Origin of the sequence: Arminella tubonensis (assembly GCF_003240585.1) — a bacterium.
GTDB lineage: Bacteria > Pseudomonadota > Alphaproteobacteria > Rhizobiales > Rhizobiaceae > Rhizobium > Rhizobium tubonense.
This window is the reverse complement of sequence record NZ_PCDP01000035.1, coordinates 463779-487196: the sequence shown is the minus strand read 5'-3', so window position 1 is coordinate 487196 and position 23418 is coordinate 463779. Positions and strand designations below refer to the sequence as shown.

At 59.6% G+C, this 23418-nt stretch carries 19 protein-coding genes; 11 read left to right on the top strand and 8 right to left on the bottom strand.

The features are described 5' to 3' along the window. Nucleotides 1–6 precede the first annotated feature (6 nt). Nucleotides 7–918, bottom strand: coding sequence for a LysR family transcriptional regulator (locus CPY51_RS14010; protein WP_111160807.1), 912 nt, complete (start codon nucleotides 916–918; stop codon nucleotides 7–9). Between the two features lie 96 nt (nucleotides 919–1014). Between CPY51_RS14010 and CPY51_RS14005 the strand changes: the two genes are divergently transcribed. Beyond that, nucleotides 1015–1890 carry an aldo/keto reductase family oxidoreductase gene (locus tag CPY51_RS14005; protein WP_111160806.1) on the top strand — a complete coding sequence of 292 codons (876 nt, stop codon included), beginning with the start codon at nucleotides 1015–1017 and terminating at the stop codon, nucleotides 1888–1890. Between the two features lie 171 nt (nucleotides 1891–2061). On the opposite strand, the gene chrA is transcribed toward CPY51_RS14005, so the two are convergent. Both chrA and CPY51_RS13995 read right to left on the bottom strand, forming a co-directional pair. Continuing rightward, a complete protein-coding gene (gene chrA / locus CPY51_RS14000) occupies nucleotides 2062–3474 on the bottom strand; it encodes a chromate efflux transporter (protein ID WP_111160805.1) in 1413 nt (470 codons plus the stop codon). A gap of 1 nt (nucleotide 3475) precedes the next feature. Next, nucleotides 3476–4297 (bottom strand): chromate resistance protein ChrB domain-containing protein, encoded by an 822-nt coding sequence (locus CPY51_RS13995; RefSeq protein ID WP_111160804.1) that lies wholly within the window; start codon nucleotides 4295–4297, stop codon nucleotides 3476–3478. A gap of 219 nt (nucleotides 4298–4516) precedes the next feature. Between CPY51_RS13995 and CPY51_RS13990 the strand changes: the two genes are divergently transcribed. Next, complete coding sequence (locus CPY51_RS13990; protein WP_111160999.1) at nucleotides 4517–4990, top strand: VOC family protein; 474 nt, start codon at nucleotides 4517–4519, stop codon at nucleotides 4988–4990. 95 nt (nucleotides 4991–5085) lie between these two features. Here the strand turns inward: CPY51_RS13990 and CPY51_RS13985 are convergent, their stop codons facing one another. After that, on the bottom strand, nucleotides 5086–5850 hold the full coding sequence (locus CPY51_RS13985) for a pirin family protein (protein ID WP_111160803.1): 765 nt from the start codon (nucleotides 5848–5850) through the stop codon (nucleotides 5086–5088). A 35-nt stretch (nucleotides 5851–5885) separates the two neighbouring features. After that, nucleotides 5886–6479, bottom strand: a complete 594-nt coding sequence (locus tag CPY51_RS13980; protein WP_111160802.1) for an isochorismatase family protein — start codon at nucleotides 6477–6479, stop codon at nucleotides 5886–5888. 111 nt (nucleotides 6480–6590) lie between these two features. On the opposite strand from CPY51_RS13980, the gene CPY51_RS13975 reads away from it, so the two are divergent. From CPY51_RS13975 to CPY51_RS13965, 3 genes are all read left to right on the top strand, one after another. Continuing rightward, a complete protein-coding gene (locus CPY51_RS13975) occupies nucleotides 6591–7529 on the top strand; it encodes a LysR family transcriptional regulator (RefSeq protein ID WP_111160801.1) in 939 nt (312 codons plus the stop codon). Between the two features lie 358 nt (nucleotides 7530–7887). Beyond that, nucleotides 7888–8991: an HlyD family secretion protein gene (locus CPY51_RS13970; RefSeq protein WP_111160800.1), complete on the top strand. Its 1104-nt coding sequence runs from the start codon at nucleotides 7888–7890 to the stop codon at nucleotides 8989–8991. After that, nucleotides 8981–10027 carry a DUF2955 domain-containing protein gene (locus CPY51_RS13965; RefSeq protein WP_111160799.1) on the top strand — a complete coding sequence of 349 codons (1047 nt, stop codon included), beginning with the start codon at nucleotides 8981–8983 and terminating at the stop codon, nucleotides 10025–10027. Before CPY51_RS13970 ends, CPY51_RS13965 begins: the two co-directional genes overlap by 11 nt. A gap of 69 nt (nucleotides 10028–10096) precedes the next feature. Here CPY51_RS13965 and CPY51_RS13960 read toward each other — a convergent pair whose 3' ends face one another. Continuing rightward, nucleotides 10097–11416: a glucoamylase family protein gene (locus CPY51_RS13960; RefSeq protein WP_111160798.1), complete on the bottom strand. Its 1320-nt coding sequence runs from the start codon at nucleotides 11414–11416 to the stop codon at nucleotides 10097–10099. 314 nt (nucleotides 11417–11730) lie between these two features. Here CPY51_RS13960 and CPY51_RS13955 point away from each other — a divergent pair, with 314 nt between their 5' ends. The 6 genes from CPY51_RS13955 to CPY51_RS13930 all read left to right on the top strand — a co-directional run bounded on the left by CPY51_RS13955 (nucleotide 11731) and on the right by CPY51_RS13930 (nucleotide 20358). Next, the gene (locus CPY51_RS13955) at nucleotides 11731–12378 is read left to right on the top strand and encodes a MarC family protein (RefSeq protein WP_111160797.1); all 648 of its coding nucleotides are present in this window, start codon (nucleotides 11731–11733) and stop codon (nucleotides 12376–12378) included. Nucleotides 12379–12666: 288 nt separating this feature from the next. Next, a complete protein-coding gene (locus CPY51_RS13950) occupies nucleotides 12667–13905 on the top strand; it encodes a DUF1214 domain-containing protein (RefSeq protein ID WP_338049431.1) in 1239 nt (412 codons plus the stop codon). Nucleotides 13906–13948: 43 nt separating this feature from the next. Next, entirely contained in the window at nucleotides 13949–14977 is a 1029-nt protein-coding gene (locus tag CPY51_RS13945; RefSeq protein WP_111160795.1) for a DUF1254 domain-containing protein, read from the top strand. A 262-nt stretch (nucleotides 14978–15239) separates the two neighbouring features. Next, nucleotides 15240–16748, top strand: a complete 1509-nt coding sequence (locus tag CPY51_RS13940) for an ATPase domain-containing protein (protein ID WP_111160794.1) — start codon at nucleotides 15240–15242, stop codon at nucleotides 16746–16748. 28 nt (nucleotides 16749–16776) lie between these two features. Continuing rightward, on the top strand, nucleotides 16777–18783 hold the full coding sequence (locus CPY51_RS13935) for a hybrid sensor histidine kinase/response regulator (protein WP_111160793.1): 2007 nt from the start codon (nucleotides 16777–16779) through the stop codon (nucleotides 18781–18783). A 114-nt stretch (nucleotides 18784–18897) separates the two neighbouring features. Then, on the top strand, nucleotides 18898–20358 hold the full coding sequence (locus CPY51_RS13930; RefSeq protein ID WP_111160792.1) for a PAS domain S-box protein: 1461 nt from the start codon (nucleotides 18898–18900) through the stop codon (nucleotides 20356–20358). Between the two features lie 35 nt (nucleotides 20359–20393). Here CPY51_RS13930 and CPY51_RS13925 read toward each other — a convergent pair whose 3' ends face one another. Together CPY51_RS13925 and CPY51_RS13920 are read right to left on the bottom strand one after the other, a co-directional pair. Next, nucleotides 20394–20609, bottom strand: a complete 216-nt coding sequence (locus tag CPY51_RS13925) for a hypothetical protein (RefSeq protein WP_111160791.1) — start codon at nucleotides 20607–20609, stop codon at nucleotides 20394–20396. Nucleotides 20610–20923: 314 nt separating this feature from the next. Further along, nucleotides 20924–23230 carry a sensor domain-containing protein gene (locus CPY51_RS13920; protein WP_111160790.1) on the bottom strand — a complete coding sequence of 769 codons (2307 nt, stop codon included), beginning with the start codon at nucleotides 23228–23230 and terminating at the stop codon, nucleotides 20924–20926. Nucleotides 23231–23418: the final 188 nt, after the last annotated feature.

Here is a 23418-nt window from a genome sequence, read left to right as displayed (position 1 = left end):
GTGCCATCAAGCCTGGTTCGGCTCTGCCTTGACGAAGTCGATGAATGCCCTGAGAGGCGCTGGCACCAGGCGGCGCCCGGGATAGTAGAGGAACGGCCCGGAGAAGCGTTGCCACCATGGTTCGAGGATGGGCTCGAGGACGCCGCTGTCAAAATAGGGGCGCAGCCAGTCCTCGAAGAGGCTGACGACACCGGTACCGGCAATCGCTGCGTCAACGGCTAGATCCATCGCGCCGCCGACCCGGACGATCAACGGACCCGTCGGGTCGACTCGCACCACCTCGCCGTCGCGTTCGAATTCCCACGGTGTCGTCATCGCGCCGCTCGCAAAACGGCCGCGCAGACAGGCATGGTCGAGCAATTCGCTCGGGTGTTGCGGCCGGCCACTGCGATCAAGGTAGGCCGGCGACGCTGCGGTGGCAAAGCGCTGGGTGCGTGGCCCGATCGGTACGGCAATCATGTCCTGCTCCAGCCGCTCGTCATAGCGGATGCCGGCGTCGCATCCGGCCGCGAGCACGTCCACGAAGCTCTCGTCGGTGACCACCTCCAGCCGGATGTCGGGATAGGCTGCGAGGAACCGCGGAACGATGCTGGGCAGCACCAGCCGCGCCGCGCTGACCGGCACATTGAGGCGCAACGCACCCGCCGGCCTGTCTCGAAAACCGTTGACCACGTCGAGGGCTTGCTCCACCTCGGTCAAGGCCGGGCCGAGCCGCTCCAGCAAGCCTTTGCCTGCTTCGGTCGGGGCAACGCTGCGCGTCGTCCGGTTGAGCAGCCTGACGCCGAGTTGGGCTTCCAGGCGACGCACCGCTTCGCTGAGGAAGGAGGCGCTGCCGCCATTTGCGCGTGCGCCCTCGCGAAAACCGCCGGCACGCGCCACGGCTACGAAGGCGTCAAGATCACCAAGATCGATTTTCATTGTTCGCCACTCCGCACAGCCTGTGCAGATTGTACCCCATTTTCATACGCACCTCCAACGCCTATCTTGGTGCCATCTCTTGAAAGGAGCTAGCTCATGTCCATTATCGATCAGTCCGGCATGTTCACTCTCGGCGATCGCCGCGTCAAACGGCTCGGCTACGGCGCCATGCAACTCGCAGGCCCCGGCGTGTTCGGTCCACCCAGGGATCATGGTGCGGCCTTGGCTGTGTTGCGCGAAGCCGTTGCCTCGGGGGTCGACCACATCGACACCAGCGACTTCTACGGCCCGCACGTTACCAACCAGATCATCCGCGAAGCGCTCCACCCTTATCGCGACGATCTGGTCATAGTCACGAAGCTCGGCGCTCGGCGCGGCACGGATAAATCCTGGATCCCGGCCTTCTCGCGGGAAGAGTTGACGGAGGCGGTACACGACAATCTCCGCAATCTGGGCCTGGATGTGCTTGAGGTGGTCAACCTTCGGATCATGTTCGACGTGCATGGACCTGCCGAAGGGTCGATAGAGGCGCCTCTTACAATCCTCGCCGACCTCCAGCGGCAAGGTCTGGTCCGTCACGTCGGGCTCAGCAACGTCACGGCGAAGCAGCTCGCGGAAGGTCGCGGGATTACCGAGATCGTTTGCGTGCAAAACCAGTACAATCTGGCACATCGGGGCGACGATGCCCTGATCGACGATCTTGCGCGGGACGGCATCGCCTATGTGCCGTTCTTCCCGCTCGGCGGGTTCACCCCGCTGCAGTCGTCCACCCTGTCTGACGTCGCCGCACGCCTCGGTGCCACACCCATGCAGGTCGCGCTCGCCTGGCTGCTGCGTCGCTCGCCGAACATCCTGCTGATCCCCGGTACCTCGTCTGTCGGTCATCTCAGGGAAAATCTCGCCGCCGCCGGCCTCGTCCTGCCGGATGACGCGGTCAAGGAATTGGACCTGATAGCGACCAGCGCCGCCTGATGATATGCGAAAGTCCCAGGCCCTTCGCCACGCTCTCACTCGTGGCGGAGGGCCTGACTTGATGGCCGATGCCAGCTTTGAGCCGATCGGAGATGCTCGCGGCAGTCGGCTTGCAATTTATCGGGCGGGTGATTTGCATGCACAACGCTGCCGTTGCTTGGTCTGTCGAAACTAGGCTCCCCCGGTCATCAAGGTCCAGGCCATTCCCGCGAAGGCGCAAGCCAGTAGCGTGACGATCACCGATGCCTTGAAGCGGAAGATGGCAAGGGCTGCCGCTATCGAGAGGATAAGCGACGGCAGCACGATCGAGCTGAGAACCGGAACGTCGATCGAGACGGGGCCGGCCTTCCAGACCGCATTGTCAGCGAACAGCGTATGAAGAGCGAACCAAACGGCCAGGTTGAGGATGACGCCAACCACGGCTGCGGTAATGGCGGACATGGCGCCCGTCAGCGCGACGTTGCCACGCAGTTGTTCGATGAAGGGCGCTCCGAGAAAAATCCAGAGGAAGCAAGGGATGAAGGTTACCCAAGTCGTCAGGACAGCGGCAAGCGTCGCCGCCATCATCGGGTTGAGCGATCCCGGATCACGGTAGGCCCCCATGAAGCCCACGAACTGGACCACCATGATCAGCGGCCCCGGCGTGGTTTCCGCCATTCCGAGACCGTCGAGCATCTCGCCGGGCTTCAACCATCCGAAGTTCTGGACTGCCTGCTGAGCCACGTAGGCTAGAACCGCATAGGCTCCGCCGAACGTCACGACTGCCATCTTGCTGAAGAAGACGCTGATCTGGGTGAATACGTCCTGCGGGCCGAGATAGGCGTATAGCAGCGCAATGGGCGCCAGCCAGAGCGCCAGTAAGACGGCCGAGATCTTCAGAGACCACACCAGGTTCGGACGGGCATGTGGTGGCATCTCTTCTCCGAGCGCCGAATCCCTGTCCGCCAACATCGGCCCCGATCCACCCTTGTGGCCGCCGCCGACCCGGAACAGCGGCGAGCCCGAGCGACCACCGATGTAGCCGACGATGCCGGCGGTCAGGATGATCAGTGGAAACGGCACTCTGAACACGAAGATTGCAATGAAGGCCGCGGCTGCAATCCCGATCATCAGCCTGTTCTTCAGCGCCCGACCGCCGATTCTAAATACCGCCTGCACAACGACTGTGAGCACTGCAGCCTTCAGGCCAAAGAACAACCCTTCGACGATGGTGACATTGCCGAAGGCCGCATAGACATAGCTGAGGCCGAGAATGGCGAGAAAGCCCGGCAGAACGAACAGAATGCCTGCGACAAGGCCGCCTGCCGTCCGGTGGAGGAGCCAACCGATATAGATGGCGAGCTGCTGCGCCTCTGGCCCCGGCAAGAGCATGCAGTAGTTGAGAGCATGGAGAAAGCGATGCTCGCCTATCCAGCGTTTCTCCTCGACAAGGATGCGATGCATGATCGCGATCTGTCCCGCCGGCCCCCCGAAACTCAACGCCGCGATCCGGAGCCACACCCTGAAGGCCTCGCCGAACGAGATGCCATGGTCATAGGCTTTGGGCGCGGAATTCGGGACGATCCTGTCGATGGCATCGGTCACATCAGGCTCCTTTCTTTCCGGCTGGCCAGTTGTGCGTCTCGTCAGTCGCGTCCCTGCACCATCGGTAGAATGCGTCGTATAGCAGGAGGCCCGCTTCGAGTTGTTCCTGGTCGTCGGCATACATCCGGGACAGTCCGAGCGACGCTGCCAGCAGACCGGGTGCTTCGGGGGCAAGGTCGAGACGGGCGGTGTCCGCGGCCCGGACTATGGTTGCCAATCGGAGTAGTGCCGGGGAGGAGAGCCCGAACTCCTCGACCATGACGTCGAATGTGCAAAGCTCGCCGCGGTGGCTCCACCTGACGTCTGCATCGATATCGAAGGGTGCCGCGCCGAAACGATCCGCGACCATCTCGACTTCGGACGGCGGCACGAACAGGAACATTGCGTTTGGATCGACAAAACGGCGAATGAGCCACGGGCAGGCTATGCGATCGATCTTGGGACGCGCCCTCGTGACCCACACTGTCTGTCCCGAGCCGTTTCGTGGAGGCAGCAGCATGACGGGGACGGCCGGGAGGTTCTGCGCGGTCCACGCCTCAAAACCGCCTTCCAGGCTGTCGGCCGGAATTCCTGCTTGTCGAAGCCAGGCAGCCACGCCATGGCTGAGCTTCTGGCCGCGCTGGCAGATGACGATCGCCGTCAGTCCCGCGAGCGACCCGGCCCACCTGTCGAGGGTCCTGTAGTCGCGTCGGACAGACCCGGGAACCAGGCGTGGATCGGCCTCGAAATCCTCGTCTGTGCGAACGTCGATGAGCGCCGGGCAGTTGGGAGTGCCGATCAGGCGTATAAGTTTGTCAGGGGATATTTCCAGGAATGAAGACATGACGCGTCCTTCCGTTGATCGGTTGTCGGACGCGATACTTCGGCTGTCGCCTCGTGGGGTGATCGCGACCCCATGGGTATTGTTTTGAAACGATCTCCTGGAACTGTCAAGCCAGGCTCCGGGACTGTTCGCGGGCATGTGTCTACATGGACTGGAGAAAAACGGTTTGTCTCCTAGTTCAGAAAGGTAATGGGAAACGAACAGCGAGAGGACCACGTAATGGCAAAGAACACGATCTGCGTATGGTACGACAAAGACGCCGAGGCCGCCGCCCGCTTTTATGCGGAGACCTTTCCCGACAGCGCAGTGGGCGCCGTCATTCGTGCACCTGGAGACTATCCAGCGGGCAAGCAGGGAGATGTATTGGTTGTCGAATTCACTGTTGCGGGTATCCCCTGTATCGGCCTGAACGGGGGGCCTGCGCTCAAGCATAGCGAAGCCTTCTCGTTCCAGATCGCCACCGACGATCAGGAGGAGACCGACCGCTACTGGAATGCCATAGTCGGCAATGGCGGCCAGGAGAGCCAATGCGGCTGGTGCAAAGACAAGTGGGGGATTTCCTGGCAAATCACTCCGCGCGTGCTGACTGACGCAATGGCGGCTGGCGGCGGCGAAGCAAAGCGTGCTTTTGATGCGATGATGACCATGAGAAAGATCGACGTCGAGGCGATCAAGGCGGCTCGGCGCGGCTGAGGTACGATCGCAGCCACTTCGAGCATTGGAAAAGGGAATCCGAATCCTTCAAGGAGAAGCGGCCAGCCGTTTGGCGCAACTTGCAATGATCGCCCTCAGCCGCTCATGGTTCCTTCACGCGAGTACTTCGCGCCGCGGTTTACGAGGAAGACCACAAGGTCTGAATCCAGGGTGGCCGTCACTTTGAACTGCGGTTCGTCCGCACCGATCATGAGCGCCGTGCGCCACCCGACCTTCTGCGGGCCTGCCGTGACCTCGCCACGGAAGACATAGAGCCAGCGATCGAAACCTTCCATCGACGGCACGTCGATGGTTGCACCTGCGGCTAGTTGGGTGTCGTAGAGGTAGATGGCCTGGCGAACGAAGGTTGGTGCTGCCGATCCGGCCGGCCCTGTCAGGAGCCGCCATTGACCATAGCGCTCTGTCTCGTCCAGATCGGCGAACTGAACGCCCGGTTCCATATTCGCGACTTCTGGCCGGACGAAAATCTGCAGCATTTCAATCTGATCGTCGCCGACCACTTCCTCTTCGTGAGAGAAGCTGTGGCCGGCATTCATCACCATCAGGCGATCAGAAGATATGATTTCGCTGTGTCCGGCGGAGTCGGTGTGCTGCATGCGACCAGCGCGCATATAGCTGATGATCTCGTCATTGCGATGCTCATGCATCTTGACGACAAGGCCGGGCTGCAATTTTGCGTGGTCGATTGTTCCGAGCCCGCCGAAGCCTGCGTCATTCGGCCGTCCCAATGTGATTCCGGGACGGATCCGGCGGAGTTGGAACGGACCGTGCTCCCTCACCAGGTGTGTCTCTGGCGGTACGATGCCAATCTCCTTGGCGGACGTTGCTTGTACGGTCATATTCTACCCCTCGGCTTCGGGCGGGCTGGTGCCGGTCACGACTGGATCGGCGGCAAAACGTCGGTGAACAGCAGCTGGATGAGCTTCTGCCCGTCCGGGGTGCCCCAGTTCTGGGCGAGTTCCGCGATCATGGTGTTGGTTGCGGTCAGAACGACGCCGGCGTCCTGCATGCGGCGGCGTGACATGTCCTCGGAAAGTTCGTAGGGCGAACCCGAAGCGTCCATCACCGCCTGCACGTTGTAGCCCTCGGCAACTGCGTCGATCGCCGGAAAGACGAGGCAGACGTCGGTCGTTACGCCGGTCATGATCAGGTTCTTCCGCCCCGTCGCCTCGACGGCCGCCTTGAAATTCACGTCGGTCCAAGCGTTTACGATGCCTTCGCGCTTGACGCGCTTCTCGAAGGCATCCGGCAGAATGTCCTTCAACTCTGGCAGCAGCGGCCCCTGCAGACGATCCTCCTGGCTGGATGTCAGCACGGTCGGGATGCCCAGGATGCTGGCGGCCTTCGCCAGCGCCAGCGACATGCGCTTGGCCCGAGCCACGTCGATGTTCTTGATCAGTTGCATCGTGCCGACCTGATGATCGATCAGCAGCAGCGCAGAATTCTCAGGCGTGAACAGCTTGGACATGATGTGATCTCCTTGGCTTAAAGAGCGTATTTGCTCGCCGACAAATGTATTAATGAAACGATAGATGGGGGAGACTTGAAAAATGCTGACGTTACGTTTCATAATTGGAACATGAAAACATTCGGCGATTTCGACGGTCTCGCGCTGTTCGTTCGCGTCGTTCAAGCTGGCGGGCTTGGGGCGGCTGAACGGGCCACGGGTATATCGAAGGCCACGCTCTCTCGCCGACTATCGGCACTGGAAGAGACCCTGAACGTCCGGCTGGTTCGCCGGACGAAGAAGGGTGTCGTCCTGACGGAGCATGGCCAGCAGCTCTACGACCGAAGCCGGAATGCCTTCATGCTGGCCGAAGAGGCCATTGCCGAGGTACAGGATGAACGTGTGGCTTTGTCGGGAGCGGTTCGTCTCTCGCTGCCGCCAGACATGGCAACGGAAGTCCTTGCCCCCGCGTTGATCCGTTTCAAGACCAGGTATCCGGATGTTACGATCGAGATGACGCTTGCCGACCGGAGGGTTTCGCTGATCGAGGAAGGCTACGACCTCGTTGTCCGAATGGGACCGGTCGCCGACTCCGGGCTGGTTTTCAAGAGGATCGCGACCCTGCCGCGAACGCTGGTCGCCAGTTCCAATTATCTGGCGGCACATTCCGATCTCAAGGAACCGCAGGATCTGAAGGATATTCCTGCGCTTGCGATCCGTCGCGATCTGGTCGAATGGGATTTGCGAAACCGTCACGGTGTCACAACGACGGTCAGCCCAAGGATCAGTTTCGCGGCGAACCGACAAACGATACTCATTCAGGCAGCGATCGCAGGCCTCGGCATCGCCAATTTACCGACGTTCATGATCGAACCTGCCCTGAGGTCCGGTGAACTTGTCCGCGTCCTGCCGGAATGGGAACCTTCGCCTGTCGAAATGACGGCGCTTTGGCAGAAGGACAGGATCACCGGGCGCTTGATAAAAGCCATTGTCGCGGAGTTTGCGGAAGCTCTGAAAGATGGGCGATCATCGCTTTCGCCGAACCCTCCAGGCGAAGGCCATGCTGATTAAAACGCCCCGACAGGCGGCCGGCGCTCCGTCCATACTGCAACCTCGGGCACTTCTCGAAGAGCGCTCGAAATTCAATTTCGGACGACATCGCTAAACGAAAGGACACTCACGCCCCCGAAGAAGTATAACAATGGAAACATACTGCGCTTTGTAATATGTATCTAAATAAAACGTTGAACAACGGGAGCCCGCTGACACTACAGGTTCGCGACACGCGGTGAGCAGACGTCGTCTATCCAGCCGACAATTTGGCTGGCACGCTTAACACTCGTCCTTCCACGGTTTCGAGCGGCTTCACTTGGAGCCAAGCCGTCGTCGCGCAAGGTCCGTGATTGATGTGATTCAAGGGGACATAGCCATGGATTCAGACGCGCCTCCAAGTCAGCCCCCAGTCGTCGTCGCCGACCGCAATCCCCTGCGCAGGCTGGCGCTCATCATTGTGCTCCTGGCGTTGATCCTCTTCGTGCTCTCCATCTTCATGGAGCGGCGTACGCCTTCGACATCGCAGGCGCAGGTACAGGCCTACGTCGTCGGGATCGCGCCCGAGATCACGGGCCGGGTCGTAGAGGTCAATGTCGACGACAACTCGCTGGTCGAGGCCGACCAGGTGCTTTTCCGCATCGATCCCGACCGATACCAGATCGCTGTTGCCGAAGCGGAAGCCAGCCTCGCGAGCGTGGGCCAGTCCATCGGCGCGTCCACTGCGACGGTGGACGCTGCCCAGGCCAAGCTCGTGGAGATACAGGCCAAGCGGGACAATCTGAATGAGCAGTATGCGCGTGCATCCGACCTCGTAAAGCGGGGCGTCTTCTCCAAGGCGCGGTACGACGCGGCCAAGTCGGCGTTCGAGCAATCGGAAGCATCGGTGACCGGGGCAGAGGCGGATCTTGCAAAGGCCAAGGAGCAACTCGGACCGGCAGGCAACGACAATCCACAACTCCGGGCGGCGCTCGCTGCGCTGGAGCGAGCTCAACTTGACCTGTTGCGGACGACCGTTCGCGCGCCGTCCACCGGTGTCGTCACCAATCTCCAGCTTTCGATCGGCAAGGTCATCACCGCCGGCCAGTCGGCCATGACATTCATCGACGTGGGTACGATCTGGATCTCCGCCGCCTTCAAGGAGAACAGTCTCGAGAATGTTGCGGTCGGCAACCGAGCCGATATTCTGTTTGATGCGCTGCCTGGCAAACTGTTCTCGGCAAAGGTCGAAAGTGTCGGCCTCGGCGTGTCCGGGGGCGCGACGGACCCGAGTACCGGCCTACCGACCATCCGCAACGACAGCGGCTGGGTCCAGGAAGCACAACGTTTTCCCGTTCGGCTGGTTCTGGATAGAGACCGACCCAAGGGAGTCAGATATGGCTCGCAGGCGACCGTTGTCATCTACACAGGAGAACACCCCATCACGAATGCCTGGGGTTCCCTGTGGATACGCATCATGTCGGTGCTGACCTATGTCGGCTGAAATCGCCCAAGCCCCGTTCAGCGCCGCTGCTGCAGAGCAACGACGAAAGGGGCTGCGGGTGGCATTCGCCGTCTCCATCGGTTTCATCTTCGCGGTGTATTCGGGGGCCATCGTCCCGTTTCTCGGACCGCTCTTTGCCGCGCAGTTCCTGCTTGGAAGTTCGATGCCGATGCCGCTGGGCAAGACGTTGGGCATGGCCGCGTTGATCCTGGTTGCCGGGCTGTTCCTGATGGTGCTGACGAGCGCTTTCGGCGACAGACCCGCAACCTTCCTCATGCTGTTGGCGCTGATCTATTTTTCCTGTTTCGTCGCCCAGTCGAGTGGCAGGGGCGGCCCTGCGACATTCCTCGTGCTGGTCGTCGCCATCATCGTGCCGCTGCTTGGCATCCTGAACCGTGATCTGGCGAACTCCATCCTGTCGATTTTGGTGACTGGCGTCTTGAGCGGGACGCTCCTCATGTGGCTGGCCTATGCCATCATTCCGGAACCGCCAGGGATGAGCCCTGCCGTCGAACTGCCCACAATGCGGGTGCCCTCCTATCTGCGCGCTCTGGCGAACACCGTCATATTGCTTGCGGCCGTCGCAATCTGCCTGACGAGCGATCAACTGGCCGCGGCACTCGTCATTCCGATCACCGTGGCTTCGCTGCTCGGTCAACTCGACGTCGCCGCGAGCGGCCGGGCGGCTGTTGGGCTGGTGATCGTCAACCTGCTTGGCGGCGCCCTGGCTTCTGTCGCCTATGCCATCCTCACGCTGCGCCCCAACCTGTTTTTCATGTTTCTCATAGTCCTCGTCGTCACCTTGTTGCTGGGCGGACGGGCTGCTGCCCGGTCGAAAGACGCCGGGATGTTCGCCGGGGCTCTGACGATATTCCTGATCCTGTTCGGGCTTGGCGTGTCGCCGTTGCCGGGTAGCGCCGCTGAATCGTTTTCGACACGGATACTCTATGTCGCGGCGGCCTTGATCTACGCGTTGATCGCGGCGGCTCTGCTGTGGCCGCGACGGCAGGTGCAAGTCAGGAGGCTTTCCGAATGACGCAGTCATGGTCGCACAGGTCGTTGCCCGAAGACCAGGATGGTATGATATGCAGCGCTGACGGGACGGCTAGAGCCATCCGCCGGAAAAGCCAGCGCGCTGCAAACCGGCCCTGATCGGCGGACTGCGGCGCATGATGTTCCAAAGCAGGCCGGTCCGGTAATTTTCGATCATCAGCACGACTGGTCCTTGATCGATGCCAAAGTGATAGGGGGATACCCACGACCCGGTTGGGCTGCCTTCGACCCCAAATGTCTGATTGAACGACGGCTTGAACCCGTAGAGGCGTGTCATTCCAAGGTTCATCCGGGCAAAGTTGCGAACCGTCGGGATGACGATCTCAGGAGCGAATGGCAGTGAAGCTATGACGACCCACGGCGACACCGTCCCGTCGTCAGGCCCGAACGGAGCGCCACGGGCGATGTAGTCGAAGAACTGGCACTCGACGCCGCCAACCTCTCGCGTGACCCAACCAGGCCCGTCGCTCGCAGTGAATCCCCAGCAATACTGGCCGTAGCCAACGAAATTCATTGGGTTGCGAACGGCATATTCCTGCTGGACGAAAGTTGCTCGGCGGCTGTTCTCGAAGTAGTCGCTGTCGTGCTGTCGCATGAATTCGTCGCGGATGCCCCGAAAGTCCACCCACATGTGGGAAAGCTGATGGGTGAAGAGCGGTCCTGAATGCAGGAGATCGCGGCCGTAGATGTTCTTCCAATCGTAAGTCGCGGTGTAGGCGGCATAACTCGCCGGTTCCAAAGGGTGTGTCGGGGAACCCAAACCCAGAATGTAGAGCAACAGGCCTTCGTCATATCCCTGCCAGCGATGAGGGATAAATCCGGTTTCCGGATGCCAGCCGTGGGTCAGCGATGGGCCCCCGTCGCAAGCCCAATTCCAATCGGCACGTTCATAGAGCGCGTTGGCTAGCTGGCGAATTTCCGCCTCCGCGGCGGTGTCGCCATCGAAATAGGCGGCAACCGTCAGTGCGCCCGCGAACAGGAACGCAGAATCAATAGTGGACAGCTCGCATTGCCAGACGCGTCGACCCGTCTCGATGTCCAGGAAATGGTAGAAGAATCCCTTGTATCCAGACGAGTCCGGCTCAGGCCCCTGGGCACAATCCATCAGGTATCGCAACCGCCTGCGGGTGATCTTCGCGGCAAATTCGCGAATGATGACCCCGCGCTCGACGATGACGGGTATCGTCGCGAGGGCCATGCCGATTGCCGCGATACTGGCGGGCGCAGTCGGCTCTGTTTTGTCGCGAACCAAACCGTTGTCAGGGTTCGTGACCTGCAGATAATACAACAACGTCGTGAACTGGAGCCTGCTCAGGTCCTCATCGGTCGGCAGGCGGTTGAGATCTGGGTCGGTAGACAACATCTCGGGCATGATAATGCTCCGTTCGCCGAGTATCACGCTGACGCAGCAGTTCGCGACACCCGTTGGTCTTTGTCACCCGGTTTTTGCCTCGCGGACCTCCCCGCAAGCGTGGCGTTTCCGCGTTCACGTGCTCGCGCCCTTCGAGATCATCGGCAGGGAAGGCTAACACCTATCCAAACGACTTCCAAGTTCGATCCATAATAATCTGCTAATATACTATCGACCTGATTGTCCCAGAAAAGCGACCGCGCCCCGCTGCTAGACAATTCATCGATCATCAATGATAGTCTCATGTGATCAGAGTTCCTGGGGGGAAGCTTTCGATGGATTTATCGGTCATTGACACGGGTACTGTCGCAAAGCTTCTCCTGCTCCTCCTCATTGGCATTGGGCCGAAGATCGCGCTGGTTCCATTCCTGGAAATGACCCACAAGTTCGACGCGAAGACGAAGGTCGCGATCGGCCGGCAGATGGTTCTGATCGCGCTTGTGACGGCCTTGATCATTTTTGCCGCGGGTTCTTTACTGATGCGACTGCTGCATATCACCGGCGGTGCCGTCGCAGTCGCTGGCGGTATTGTCCTCGCGATACTCGCACTCAAAATGGCGGCCGGCCCAATTGAGAAGCACAACGAAGATCTTGGAGTAGAGGTAGACCCGGCAAAAATCGCCGTGTTTCCGCTTGCCGTCCCGTATCTGCTCAATCCGGTGGGCATCACGGTCCTTATCCTGGCATCTGACGAAGTCGTCTCCATCGCTGGCGCAGCGCTCGTTGTCGGGCTGATCCTCATCGTTGCCGCATTCGATTATCTGGTGTTCACGAATATCGATGCCTTGGCGAAGCGAATGAAGCCAGCCAGTCTTGTCATCTCTGAAGTCGTATTCGGCATTCTCCTGACCGCCGTTGCCGTCCAGCTGTTCGTCAGCGGACTTGGCAAGCTGGGTATCATCACCGCGAACGCTGCACACTGATCTTCGCGCCTTGCTGGAGGCGTAGCCATGCAGTGGCTGTTACGGTCGCGTTTACTGTAACGTACTTTCGCTTCGCTGCACCTCCGAGCATCCTGACGCCATAGCGCTGACAGGAGCAGGACATGCGAAAACTGTTACTCGCGACGACGTTGGCCATGGCGACAATCTCGTCGACGGCTGCGGCATTCTCCCCCCCGTGAACTGGCGGAGCGCACGATCGAGCGGCGGGCCGTCGAGGCTGCGATATGGGGTATCCCCGCCGTCAACTATGACCTTATGCTGCAGGAAATGCTTGCCAAGACGAAGGGCAAGGTCAACCAGATCGTCTACTGGTCGCGCCCTGTCGACTGGCACAATCAAACACTGACGCCCAATCCGGACGCGATCTATCTTATGACGTTCACGAACACGAGGGACGTCGGGCCTGTCGTCATAGATGTGCCGCCTGCCGAGGGCGGATCGATCAACGGCAATATCGTAAACATATGGCAGATGCCGCTCGAAGATGCAGGACCATCCGGAGCTGATCAAGGCAAAGGCGGAAAATATCTCATCCTGCCGCCGGGCTATACAGAGAAGATCCCCGACGGCTACATCCCGCTCAAGTCGGACACATATGGGGGCTACGCACTTCTGCGCTCCAACCTCGCCAGCCATAGCGACGCGGAAATCGAAAAATCGGTTGCCTATGCCAAGAGGTTGAAGGTCTACCCGCTGTCGCAGGCTGCCAATCCTCCGGAGACGGTCTTCACCGATGCGAAGGACGTCCTGTTCGACAGCACGATCCGATATGATGTCACCTTTTATAAATCCCTCGACCGGATCATCCAGGATGAACCGTGGCTGCCGCGCGACCGGGCGATGATCGACCAGCTGAAGTCGCTCGGCATCGAGAAGGGCAAGGACTTCAAGCCCGACGTGATGACAAACAGGCAGCTCGAAGCCGGAATCCATGAAGCCCGAGAATGGCTTGAAGCGAGATACGATACGGGACTGAAGCCGTTCTATCAAAACGGGTGCTGGAACTTTCCCGCCGATCCCGAGCTGGTCAAGGCGGCAGCTGCCTCATTCGACGAGCCGGACGCCTATCCGGTCGACGTCCGAGGCCTGACCTACAGTTATGGCTACGTCGGTATCAAGCGCCTCGGAGCGGGGCAATTCTATCTGATCGCGATCAAGGACAAGGACGGGCACGCCTTCGATGGTGCGAAGACCTATCGGCTGAACGTGCCCGCTAACGTCCCCGTTCAACAATATTGGTCGCTGACCGCCTATGACCGCGAGACCCACGCACTGATCCGCAACATGCCCCGCGCCAGCCGGTCGTCTCAGATCGCCGATCTGCAGAAGAACGCCGATGGCTCGATCGATCTCTTCCTGGGGCCTAAAGCGCCAAAGGGAGGGGATGCAAACTGGATACCGACCGACCCCAAGCGCGATTTCGAGGTCATGTTCCGGCTCTACGCGCCGACGAAAGACCTGTTCGACAAGACGTGGGTGCTGCCGGATATCGAGCAGGCGAGGTGAGAAAGAAACGAACGCGTTCTTTGACGCAATAGGAGGTTGCAACATGCAACGTCTATTCAAAGTTGGAGCAAGTGGCGTCTTCCTTGCGATAAGCTGCGCGACGGTGCTCGCGGCAGCAGACGCTGTGCCCGTAACCGTCGAGAACTTCATACGCGCGGAGACCGACCTCTATTTCAGCACCGTAGCTCTGAAGGAAGGCGGGTTTGGGAAATTCGAACATCATCGTGAGTTGTCGCCCGTCGAGACCCAGACCGTCATCCGCCAGAACCGCGACACGCTCTACTCGGCGGCGGTCTTCGACCTCGAAGCCGGGCCGGTGACGATCACTCTTCCGGATGCGGGCAAGCGGTTCATGTCGTTGCAGGTGATCAGCGAGGACATGTACTCCCCGCCCGCCATCTACAAGCCCGGACCGCACACCTTCAGCAGGAAGGAGCTCGGCACTCGCTACGTGCTGGCCGCGGTTCGTACATTGGTCGATCCATCCAACCCGAATGACATGGAAAAGGCCCATGCCCTGCAGGATGCGATAGAGATCGAACAGAAGTCACCCGGAATATTCGAGGTGCCCAAATGGGACGCGACCAGCCAGTCGAAGGTCCGCAGCGCTCTGATCACTTTAGGCACCACCCTAACCGATACAAGCAAGGCCTTCGGAACACGACAGCAGGTCGACCCGATACAGCGGCTGATCTCCGCTGCTACGACCTGGGGCGGCAATCCCCCCAGGGACGCAATCTACCTCAACTTCACGCCGCCCAAGAACGATGGCAAAACCGTCTACAAGCTACACATTGGCGACGTCCCCGTTGACGGATTCTGGTCCATCAGTCTCTACAACGCCGACGGCTACTTCCAGAAGAACGATGAAAACGCGTATTCGCTCAACGACATAACGTCGAAGAAGGGCGCTGACGGTTCCGTCGACATCCAATTCGGCGGATGCGACGGCAAGATTGTCAACTGCCTGCCGATCATGCCTGGCTGGAACTACACTGCGAGACTCTATCGCCCCCACGCCGAGATTCTGAACGGTACGTGGAAGTTCCCGGAGCCGACGCCTGCCGAGTAAGCGAGCTCGTGGCGCATAGGAGACCGTGCCAGCGTCCAAAGTTCCCGCTCACTTTCGCCGCGCCGCTCATTGTTGGCGGTGAAGCCGCACGCGGTTTCACCGGGAGGGTGCCAGCTGCGACTAACTCCAGGTCGCACCGCCGCGGCGCGATTGGACGGCAATGGCTATCCATCGGATCGAGCGCTGAAGGCGATCGTCATGTCGTGCCTTGATTTTCTTGGCGCGCGCCATAGTTCAACCCGTCCATATTGAAGGAGTTTTCATGGCCGCTGGGCACGAGACCAAAGCTCTGACCGGCGTGACTGGATTAGACGACGTCCTTGCGGGCGGCCTGTCGCGCCGTCATGTCTTCCTCCTTGAGGGAAATCCGGGGACGGGCAAGACAACAATCGCCCTTCAGTTTCTTCTGGAAGGCGCGAAGCTTGGCGAGAGATGCCTCTATGTCACGCTTTCCGAGACCGATACCGAATTGCGGGAAAGCGCGGCCTCGCACGGCATGGTGATCGACAAGAACATCGAGATTTTCGAACTCACTCCGCCAGAGAGCCTGCTCGACTCCGATCAGCAGCAGAGCCTTCTTTACTCATCCGACCTAGAGCTCGGAGAGACGACGAAGCTCATCTTCGAAGCATTCGAACGAATCCAGCCGAGCCGGGTTGTCCTCGACAGCCTTTCGGAGATCCGGCTGCTGGCACAGAGTTCGCTTCGATACCGCAGGCAGATACTGGCTCTGAAGCACTACTTCGCCCGGAAAGGCGCGACGGTCCTTCTTCTCGACGACATGACGACAGAGATGCTCGACAAGACAGTTCACAGCGTGGTTCACGGCGTCATTCACCTTGAGGAGCTTGCGCCCGACTACGGGTCGGAGCGCAGGCGACTGCGGGTGATCAAATATCGGGGCCAGGCATTCCGGGGCGGATACCATGACTTCGCGATCAAGACAGGTGGCGTTGAAGTATTTCCACGCCTGCGGGCTGCCGAGCACCGGACGGAGTTCAGGCGCGACATACTTCCCAGTGGAATAAAGGCGTTCGATGGCCTGCTCGGCGGTGGGGTCGAGCGTGGCTCGAGCACGCTTCTCATCGGCCCGGCGGGCACCGGGAAAAGTACCTTCGCCCTTGAATTCGTACGTGCTGCCGTCGCACGTGGTGAGAAGGCAGCCATCTTCATATTCGACGAAGAGCTGGGGTTGCTGTTCTCGCGGATGAGGACGCTTGGGCTGGATTTGGAAAAGTTGCGCGACGAGGGATCAATCCATATCGAGCAGCTCGATGCAGCCGAACTGTCGCCAGGCGAGTTCGCTCAGCGGGTCAGGCAGCGCGTCAACGATGCAAACGCCAAGACCGTCGTCATCGACAGCGTCAATGGCTACCAGTCGTCGATGCCGGAGGAAACGGCTCTGATACTGCACATGCATGAGCTGTTGCAGTACCTGAACAGGCAGGGTGCCAACACCTTCCTGACCGTCGCTCAGCATGGCCTGGTCGGCGACATGAAATCGCCTGTGGATGTCACCTATCTTGCCGATACCGTCATCCTGCTCCGTTATTTCGAAGCCTTCGGCCGTGTGAGGCGCGCGGTCTCCGTCATCAAGAAGCGGACAGGCGGACATGAAGACACCATTCGGGAATACCGTATCAGTGCGCAGGGACTTAGCCTGGGTGAGCCGCTGACCGGCTTCCAGGGTGTGCTGCGAGGGGTGCCGGCGCTTATCGGCGGCCAAGGATCGCTTCTTTCTTCGAGCGGTGAGGGTGAAGACAATTCCTGAACGCGCCGCCGCTCTCATATATACGCCCATGGGCCGTGATTCCGAGGTGGCAGCGTCGCTTCTCAAGGAGGCGGCGATTCCGTGCAGGAATGCGGACGACCTTGTTTCATTTGTAAGCCTGCTTGGCGACGACATCGCCTTTGGCATCCTGACTGAGGAGGCCCTCCGAGCAAGCGACCTGCGGCAGATTGCAGCCTGGATTGCCGACCAGCCGAGTTGGTCGGACCTGCCGTTCGTGGTGCTGACACACCGAGGCGGGGGCCCCGAGAAAAACCCGGCTGCGGCCCGGCTTTCGGAAGTGCTCGGAAACGTCACCTTTCTGGAGCGGCCATTCCATGCCACCACCTTCATCAGCGTGGCGCGCACAGCTCTCAAGGGCCGAAGGAGACAATACGAAGCTCGCGCCCGGATCGATGAGCTGGCAAAGAGCGAACGGCGGCTGCAGACTGCCCTTGAAGCCGGGCATCTCGGTTCCTGGGAGCTTGACCTACCATCGATGGCTCTGGCGACCTCGGAGATCTGCCGGGGCATCTTCGGGAGAGGGGTCGACGAAAGCGTCAGCTATGACGATCTGATTGGCAGCATTCATCCCGACGATGTCGCGCGGATACGAAGGGAAGTGCGAGAGACGATCGAAACCGGCAATGACTATGCCATCGAGTACCGCTGCATCTGGCCGGATGGGTCGATCCATTGGATTGAGGGCAGGGCGCAGGTTTACCGCGATAGAAACGGCAAGGCCCAGAAGCTGGTCGGCGTGTCCTCCGATATCACAGACCGGAAGACGGCCGAGAATACCTTGCGGAGTATGAACGATACACTGGAGGACAGGGTTGCCGAAAGAACGGCTGAACTGAAAGCGGCACACGCGAAGCTTATTGAAGAAGTTGCGCAGCGTGAGAGGGCCGAAGAAAACCTGCGCCAAGCGCAGAAGATGGAAGCGATCGGCCAGCTAACAGGTGGCATAGCTCACGACTTCAACAATCTTCTCATGGCTGTTCTTGGAAATCTTGAGATGCTGCGAAAGCATGCGGATGGCGATGCAAGAGCAACCCGGCTGATCGACGGCGCGTTCCAGGGTGCCAAGCGCGGCGCTGCTCTGACGCAACGCCTTCTTGCATTCGCGAGACGTCAGGATCTGGTCGTGGAAGCGACCTGTCTCAGCCTCCTGGTTTCTGAAATGGAGGATCTCCTCAGACGTTCGGTTGGCTCCATGGTGGCCATCGAGACCGACCTCGGCGATTCCATCCCGCCCGCTCTCGTCGATGCCAACCAGGTCGAACTTGCCTTGCTCAATCTTGCGGTGAATGCGCGCGACGCAATGCCTGATGGCGGAAAGGTCAAGATCGGACTGCGTTCGCATAGAATAGATTCAGCCGAGAGCGGGCTCGCACCGGGGCGATATGTCGTCCTTTCGGTCGAAGACACAGGACAAGGGATGGACGAGGCGACCCTCCAGAGGGCGACCGAGCCGTTTTTCTCCACCAAGGAACTCGGCAAGGGAACAGGACTTGGTCTGTCGATGGTTCACGGACTGGCGTTGCAGCTCAAGGGCGCGCTCCGTCTGACAAGTGCTGTCGGAAAGGGAACGACGGCCGAACTTTGGGTTCCTGAAGCCGCTACGGCGCCGCTGCGCGAGCGCGCAGCCAAAGCTCTGGAAGTCGCCGAACAAAGGGCTATTCGGATTCTTGTGGTGGACGACGACGCGTTGATCGCCATGAGCTCGGTAGACATGCTCGAAGACCTGGGGCACGAGGTCGTAGAGGCGAATTCAGGCCAGGATGCGCTCGATATCCTGAGGAGCGGGGAAAGATTCGATCTTATGATCACCGATTATTCCATGCCTGGCATGACGGGTGCCGAATTAGCCAAGGCATCCCGCCCTTTCGCTCCCGATATGCCCATCCTGCTGGCGACGGGATATGCAGACTTGCCGCCCGACGCCGGGATCGAGCTCCCGCGTCTTGGAAAGCCTTATACTCAGGCGCAGCTCGCGTCCGAGATTGGAAAAGTACTGCGGGCGGAACCACAATGAACCAGCGAAGACGGCCGCTATACTTCAGCCTCCCGGAGGGTTATCGTTCTATCCCTTCCGCTAATGAATTCCCGGCCGTAGAAAGCCGATCCAACGGCACTTGCGGAGAGACGAATGTCCCTTTCGGTAGACGCACGAGATGATGTCACTAACGGCATCAAGGCAAAGCAGACCAATAGTGGTGAACGCACGCGGCCGCCGGCTGTGGATGTCAACGTTCAACACATTCTCGAAGCCCTTCCCGAGCCGATCTACATGACGGATGCGGGCGGTCGCATTACGTTCTACAACAGCGCTGCTGTTGAAATGTGGGGCATCCGACCAGAGATCGGCAAAAGCGAATTTTGTGGATCGTGGAAGCTGTATTGGCCCGATGGCAGCCCTCTGCCGCATGACAAGTGTCCAATGGCCACAGCGCTGAAGGACAGGTGCGCCAATAGAGGAATGGAGGCGGTCGCCGAGCGCCCGGATGGCACGCGCGTTCCCTTCCTGGCATTCCCAACACCGCTCTTTGATGCCGATGGCAATCTGATCGGTGCCGTCAATATGCTGGTCGACCTTTCGGAACGGGCAAGCGTTGACGAAGCGGCGCAGCGTTTTGCGGCCATCGTCGAATCCTCTGACGATGCGATCCTCGCCAAAGACTTGAACGGTACGATCATTAGCTGGAACCGCGGTGCGGAGCGGCTGTTCGGCTATACAGCTGAGGAAGCGATCGGCAGGCACGTGGTGATGTTGATCCCGCTCGATCGGCACAACGAGGAAACTGACATATTGAGCCGCATTCGCCGCGGCGAACGTATCGATCACTACGAGACGATCCGGCGGCGCAAGGACGGCAGCCTTATCGAGATTTCCCTGTCGGTGTCGCCGATCAGAAATCGCGAGGGCAGGGTCATCGGCGCTTCGAAGATCGCTCGCGATATCACCGAGCGCAGGCGCGCCGAGGAGCAACAGCATCTTCTCATCCGAGAGATGGACCACCGCGTCAAGAACCTGTTCACACTGGCAAGCAGCGTTGTCTCGCTCAGCGCCCGATCCGCTAGCACACCGGCCGAGCTTGCCAGCGCAGTTCGAGCCCGGTTGAGCGCGTTGGCGCAAGCGCATGCATTGACTGTTCCATCGACCTCCGAGGCGACCGGCAGAACCGAGCAGGCAACCACGCTGCATCGGTTGATCGGAACAATCCTCGCGCCCTACGACAATTGTCCGGACAATCAACAGCCGCGTGCCAACATCGTTGGTCCGGATACCCCGATCAGCGGTGCTGCCGTTACGAGCTTTGCATTGCTCCTGCACGAATTTGCGACCAACGCCGCCAAATATGGGGCGTTGTCCGTGTCCGAAGGTGTGGTCGACATCAACTGCGATGACGAAGGAGACCGTTTTGTCCTGACATGGACCGAGCGCAACGGCCCACTTGTTGCTCGTCAAACGGATGGAGAGGGATTTGGCACGGTACTGGGCAAGGCGACCGTGCGAAGCCAGTTGGGCGGCGAGATCGTCCGTGATTGGAAGCCCGAGGGGCTGTCGATACGCCTTTCCGTGGCGCGGGATCGATTGGGTGGTCAATAATTGCCGCGACAGCGCTTCATGCTGGAAAGCCTGCGCTATGTGCCCAGTATTGCGTTGATCTCGGCAATCAGGGCAGCGTAGCTCGCAATGTGCCGATGATACTCAGCTTTGATCTCCTCGGAGATATCGGCCAGCGGTCCGTCGCCCTCTTGCCGGAAGTGACGAACGCCCTTGTCGTCCAAAGCCAGAAGTGTTTCCTCGTGCTCTCTTAGCTTCTGCTCGTAGCTTTCTCGAAGCTTCGCCAAGTCCATGGCACCCTCCAATGATCAACTGACAACACCCCGTGAATGCCGAGCGTCGTGAGTTAGCCATCCAACCGCGTATACGGCACCAAAGCAAGTCGAAGCTTGCCGCGCCAACGCGAAATGTTCAAAGGCCCGGAAAGTGACCGGGCTTTTGCAAAAACTGCTAGCGGCAGACGCGGTGCTCAGTGACAACCTTATGGCCGTGGTGCCATCCCACTACCCGCTTTGTAAAGCAGTCACGATGGTGCCGAACGGTAGCGTTAACGTGAGCTTTGTCTCATCCATCAACAGCCGCAAACCGCGGGTGAAATGCTCAAAGATCAAGCCTGAAGCAGAGCAGCGATCGCTGCGGCTTCGACTGGCCTGCTGAACAGATATCCCTGAAACTCGTCGCAATGGCTGTCGCGCAGGAAGCCAAGCTGTTCATTGGTCTCCACTCCTTCCGCTATGACCTTCAGGTTAAGCCGTTGCCCCAGCGAGATGACCACGGCTGCGATGGTCCTGTCGTCCTCGTCAGTTGCGAGATTGAGCACGAACGATTGGTCGATCTTGAGCCGGGACACGGGCAAGCTTTTCAAAGCGCTGAGGCTCGAATAGCCCGTACCAAAGTCGTCGATGGCGAAATGGACGCCGAGTGCCTGAAGTTCCTTCATCGTGACAATCGCCTGGTCGACGTCCCGCATCACCAGGCTTTCCGTAAGTTCCAGCTCCAGATATCTGGCGTCGAGCCCGCTCTCCTCCAGCGCACTGGTCACGTGGCTTGTCCATTTCTTGTCCTGGAACTGGCGGGCGGAAACATTCACGCAAACGCTGACGGGTGGTAGCCCGGCATCTTGCCAGGCCTTGTTTTGCCGACAGGCTTCGTTCAACACCCAGTCGCCAAGAGGGACTATCAAACCTGTCTCCTCGGCCAACGTTATGAACTCATTTGGCGAAATTACTCCGCGGACCGGATGCTTCCATCGCACCAGGGCTTCGACTGCGAAGATCCGACCCGATTGAATGTCGACCTGCGGCTGATAGACCAGATAGAATTCGGATCTGCCGATGCCGTCGCGCATCGCATCCTGCAGGGCGAGGCGCTCGTGAACCTTCACGTTCATTTCCGCCGTGAAGAACTGGAAGCCGTCGCCTCCGGCTTCCTTGGCCTTGTACATTGCAGCATCGGCGTTGGTGAGAAGCGCCTCGGCGTCAGGGCCATCGTTCGGGTAGGTCGCGACACCCATGCTACAGGCGATATGGAACGGCCGTCCTTCGATGGAGATGGGTTCTGCTATCGCCATCCGCATCTTGTCGAGCGTCGCCGAGATAGCGTCCGTACCTTCGGGCTGGTCAACAAGCAGGATTACGAATTCGTCCCCACCCAGCCGCACAACGGCGTCGATAGGCCTGACGCAGTCGACCATGCGCCCCGCGACGATCTTGAGCAGCTGGTCTCCAGCCGCGTGACCGAGGCTGTCATTGACCGACTTGAAATCATCGAGGTCGACAAAAACGACGGACACACAAGGGTTATAGCGCTCGGTCTGCAACATCGCCTGGACAAGGCGATCCTTCAAAAGGGTGCGGTTGGCGAGGCCCGTCAGACTATCATGGTGGGCCACGAAGATTATTTGATCTTCGGCAAGTTTGCGCTCGATGGCGATGGCCGCGATCCGGGTGACCAGCCCGGTGAGATTTGTTTCCCAAACGTCGGGAGCACGAATGTCGCGAGAGTACATTGCAAAGGTGCCAAGAACGGCGCCGAGGTGTGATATGATCGGTGTCGACCAGCAAGAGCGGAGCTCATAGCGTTCTGCCAGCTCGCGGAAGTCGACCCACAATGGATCGTTGGCGATATCCGTAACGATGACACTTTCCCTCCGATAGGCGGCCGTTCCGCACGAGCCAACACCGGGACCGATTGCAGTGCCGTCTATGGCTTGATTGTATGCGGCAGGCAGGCTCGGAGCTGCGCCATGCTTCAGATGAGTTCCGTCCGGGTCAAGCAGCAGGATCGAGCCGAAAACGCCCTGCAGCTGCGTTTCCATCAACAGCACGATGCGCTCGAGGACCTTTTCCAGGGGCAAGTTCATCGCGATCATCTCAAGGACATGGGCCTGTTCCTCGCGCAAGATCTCATCGCGCTTGCGGACAGTGACATCGCGCGATATGCCGACGAGGCCGACTATTTCGCCCTGATCGTTGCGCATGGCGACCTTGGATGTCGAAAGCCACTTGGTGTCGCCAGTCGGGCGGTCGATTACAACCTCCTCCATATCGATCATCGGACTGCCGGTTTGCATGATACGTTGCTCGATCTCGAAGAACTTCGATGCAGTCTCGAACGTGTGAAGATCAAAGTCGGTCTTGCCGATCACCTCATCGGGGTCGATAAGCCCGTGAAACCGGGCTACGGTTCTATTGATGATGATAAATCTGCTCTGCAGATCCTTCACGAAGAGGGCGTCCGGAACGTGATCGACCATCGCGCGTAGCAGCGTGCGCTCGGCGCTCCACTCCTTCTTCGCTTTGGTACTGTCGTCGAACCCGGCCTGAAGCCGTTCCACCGTCGCCTGCAGTACGGCAATCTGCGATTGTTCAGGCGGCACCTCTGGCAGGCGGCGACGCGAGTGGGTGTCTTGCATCCAATTCCTCGTATGATTGCTGCGGGGAGTGTTCGCTGCCTAACGATCGCGGTTGCGATTGGACGTTGTTAAGATCGCGGTAAATTCGCGTTCAATCATAAATAGAGAGATCGACTGCAATTTCAACTTTTAGTCGTACGCAGTCGCGCGCGTATTGTGAACGATGGAAGACCAAATGCCTCCGGAGG

Excerpts from the sequence above, each read along its gene's own strand:
- CPY51_RS13930 (WP_111160792.1), top strand. The coding sequence starts at position 18,898 with ATGTCCCTTTCGGTAGACGCACGAGATGATGTCACTAACGGCATCAAG.
- CPY51_RS13970 (WP_111160800.1), top strand. The coding sequence starts at position 7,888 with ATGGATTCAGACGCGCCTCCAAGTCAGCCCCCAGTCGTCGTCGCCGAC.
- CPY51_RS13990 (WP_111160999.1), top strand. The coding sequence starts at position 4,517 with ATGGCAAAGAACACGATCTGCGTATGGTACGACAAAGACGCCGAGGCC.
- CPY51_RS13950 (WP_338049431.1), top strand. The coding sequence starts at position 12,667 with ATGCTTGCCAAGACGAAGGGCAAGGTCAACCAGATCGTCTACTGGTCG.
- CPY51_RS13940 (WP_111160794.1), top strand. The coding sequence starts at position 15,240 with ATGGCCGCTGGGCACGAGACCAAAGCTCTGACCGGCGTGACTGGATTA.
- CPY51_RS13965 (WP_111160799.1), top strand. The coding sequence starts at position 8,981 with ATGTCGGCTGAAATCGCCCAAGCCCCGTTCAGCGCCGCTGCTGCAGAG.
- CPY51_RS13920 (WP_111160790.1), bottom strand. The coding sequence starts at position 23,230 with ATGCAAGACACCCACTCGCGTCGCCGCCTGCCAGAGGTGCCGCCTGAA.
- CPY51_RS13985 (WP_111160803.1), bottom strand. The coding sequence starts at position 5,850 with ATGACCGTACAAGCAACGTCCGCCAAGGAGATTGGCATCGTACCGCCA.
- CPY51_RS13980 (WP_111160802.1), bottom strand. The coding sequence starts at position 6,479 with ATGTCCAAGCTGTTCACGCCTGAGAATTCTGCGCTGCTGCTGATCGAT.
- CPY51_RS13995 (WP_111160804.1), bottom strand. The coding sequence starts at position 4,297 with ATGTCTTCATTCCTGGAAATATCCCCTGACAAACTTATACGCCTGATC.
- CPY51_RS14005 (WP_111160806.1), top strand. The coding sequence starts at position 1,015 with ATGTCCATTATCGATCAGTCCGGCATGTTCACTCTCGGCGATCGCCGC.
- CPY51_RS13960 (WP_111160798.1), bottom strand. The coding sequence starts at position 11,416 with ATGCCCGAGATGTTGTCTACCGACCCAGATCTCAACCGCCTGCCGACC.
- CPY51_RS13955 (WP_111160797.1), top strand. The coding sequence starts at position 11,731 with ATGGATTTATCGGTCATTGACACGGGTACTGTCGCAAAGCTTCTCCTG.
- CPY51_RS13935 (WP_111160793.1), top strand. The coding sequence starts at position 16,777 with ATGGGCCGTGATTCCGAGGTGGCAGCGTCGCTTCTCAAGGAGGCGGCG.
- CPY51_RS13925 (WP_111160791.1), bottom strand. The coding sequence starts at position 20,609 with ATGGACTTGGCGAAGCTTCGAGAAAGCTACGAGCAGAAGCTAAGAGAG.
- CPY51_RS13945 (WP_111160795.1), top strand. The coding sequence starts at position 13,949 with ATGCAACGTCTATTCAAAGTTGGAGCAAGTGGCGTCTTCCTTGCGATA.
- CPY51_RS14010 (WP_111160807.1), bottom strand. The coding sequence starts at position 918 with ATGAAAATCGATCTTGGTGATCTTGACGCCTTCGTAGCCGTGGCGCGT.
- CPY51_RS13975 (WP_111160801.1), top strand. The coding sequence starts at position 6,591 with ATGAAAACATTCGGCGATTTCGACGGTCTCGCGCTGTTCGTTCGCGTC.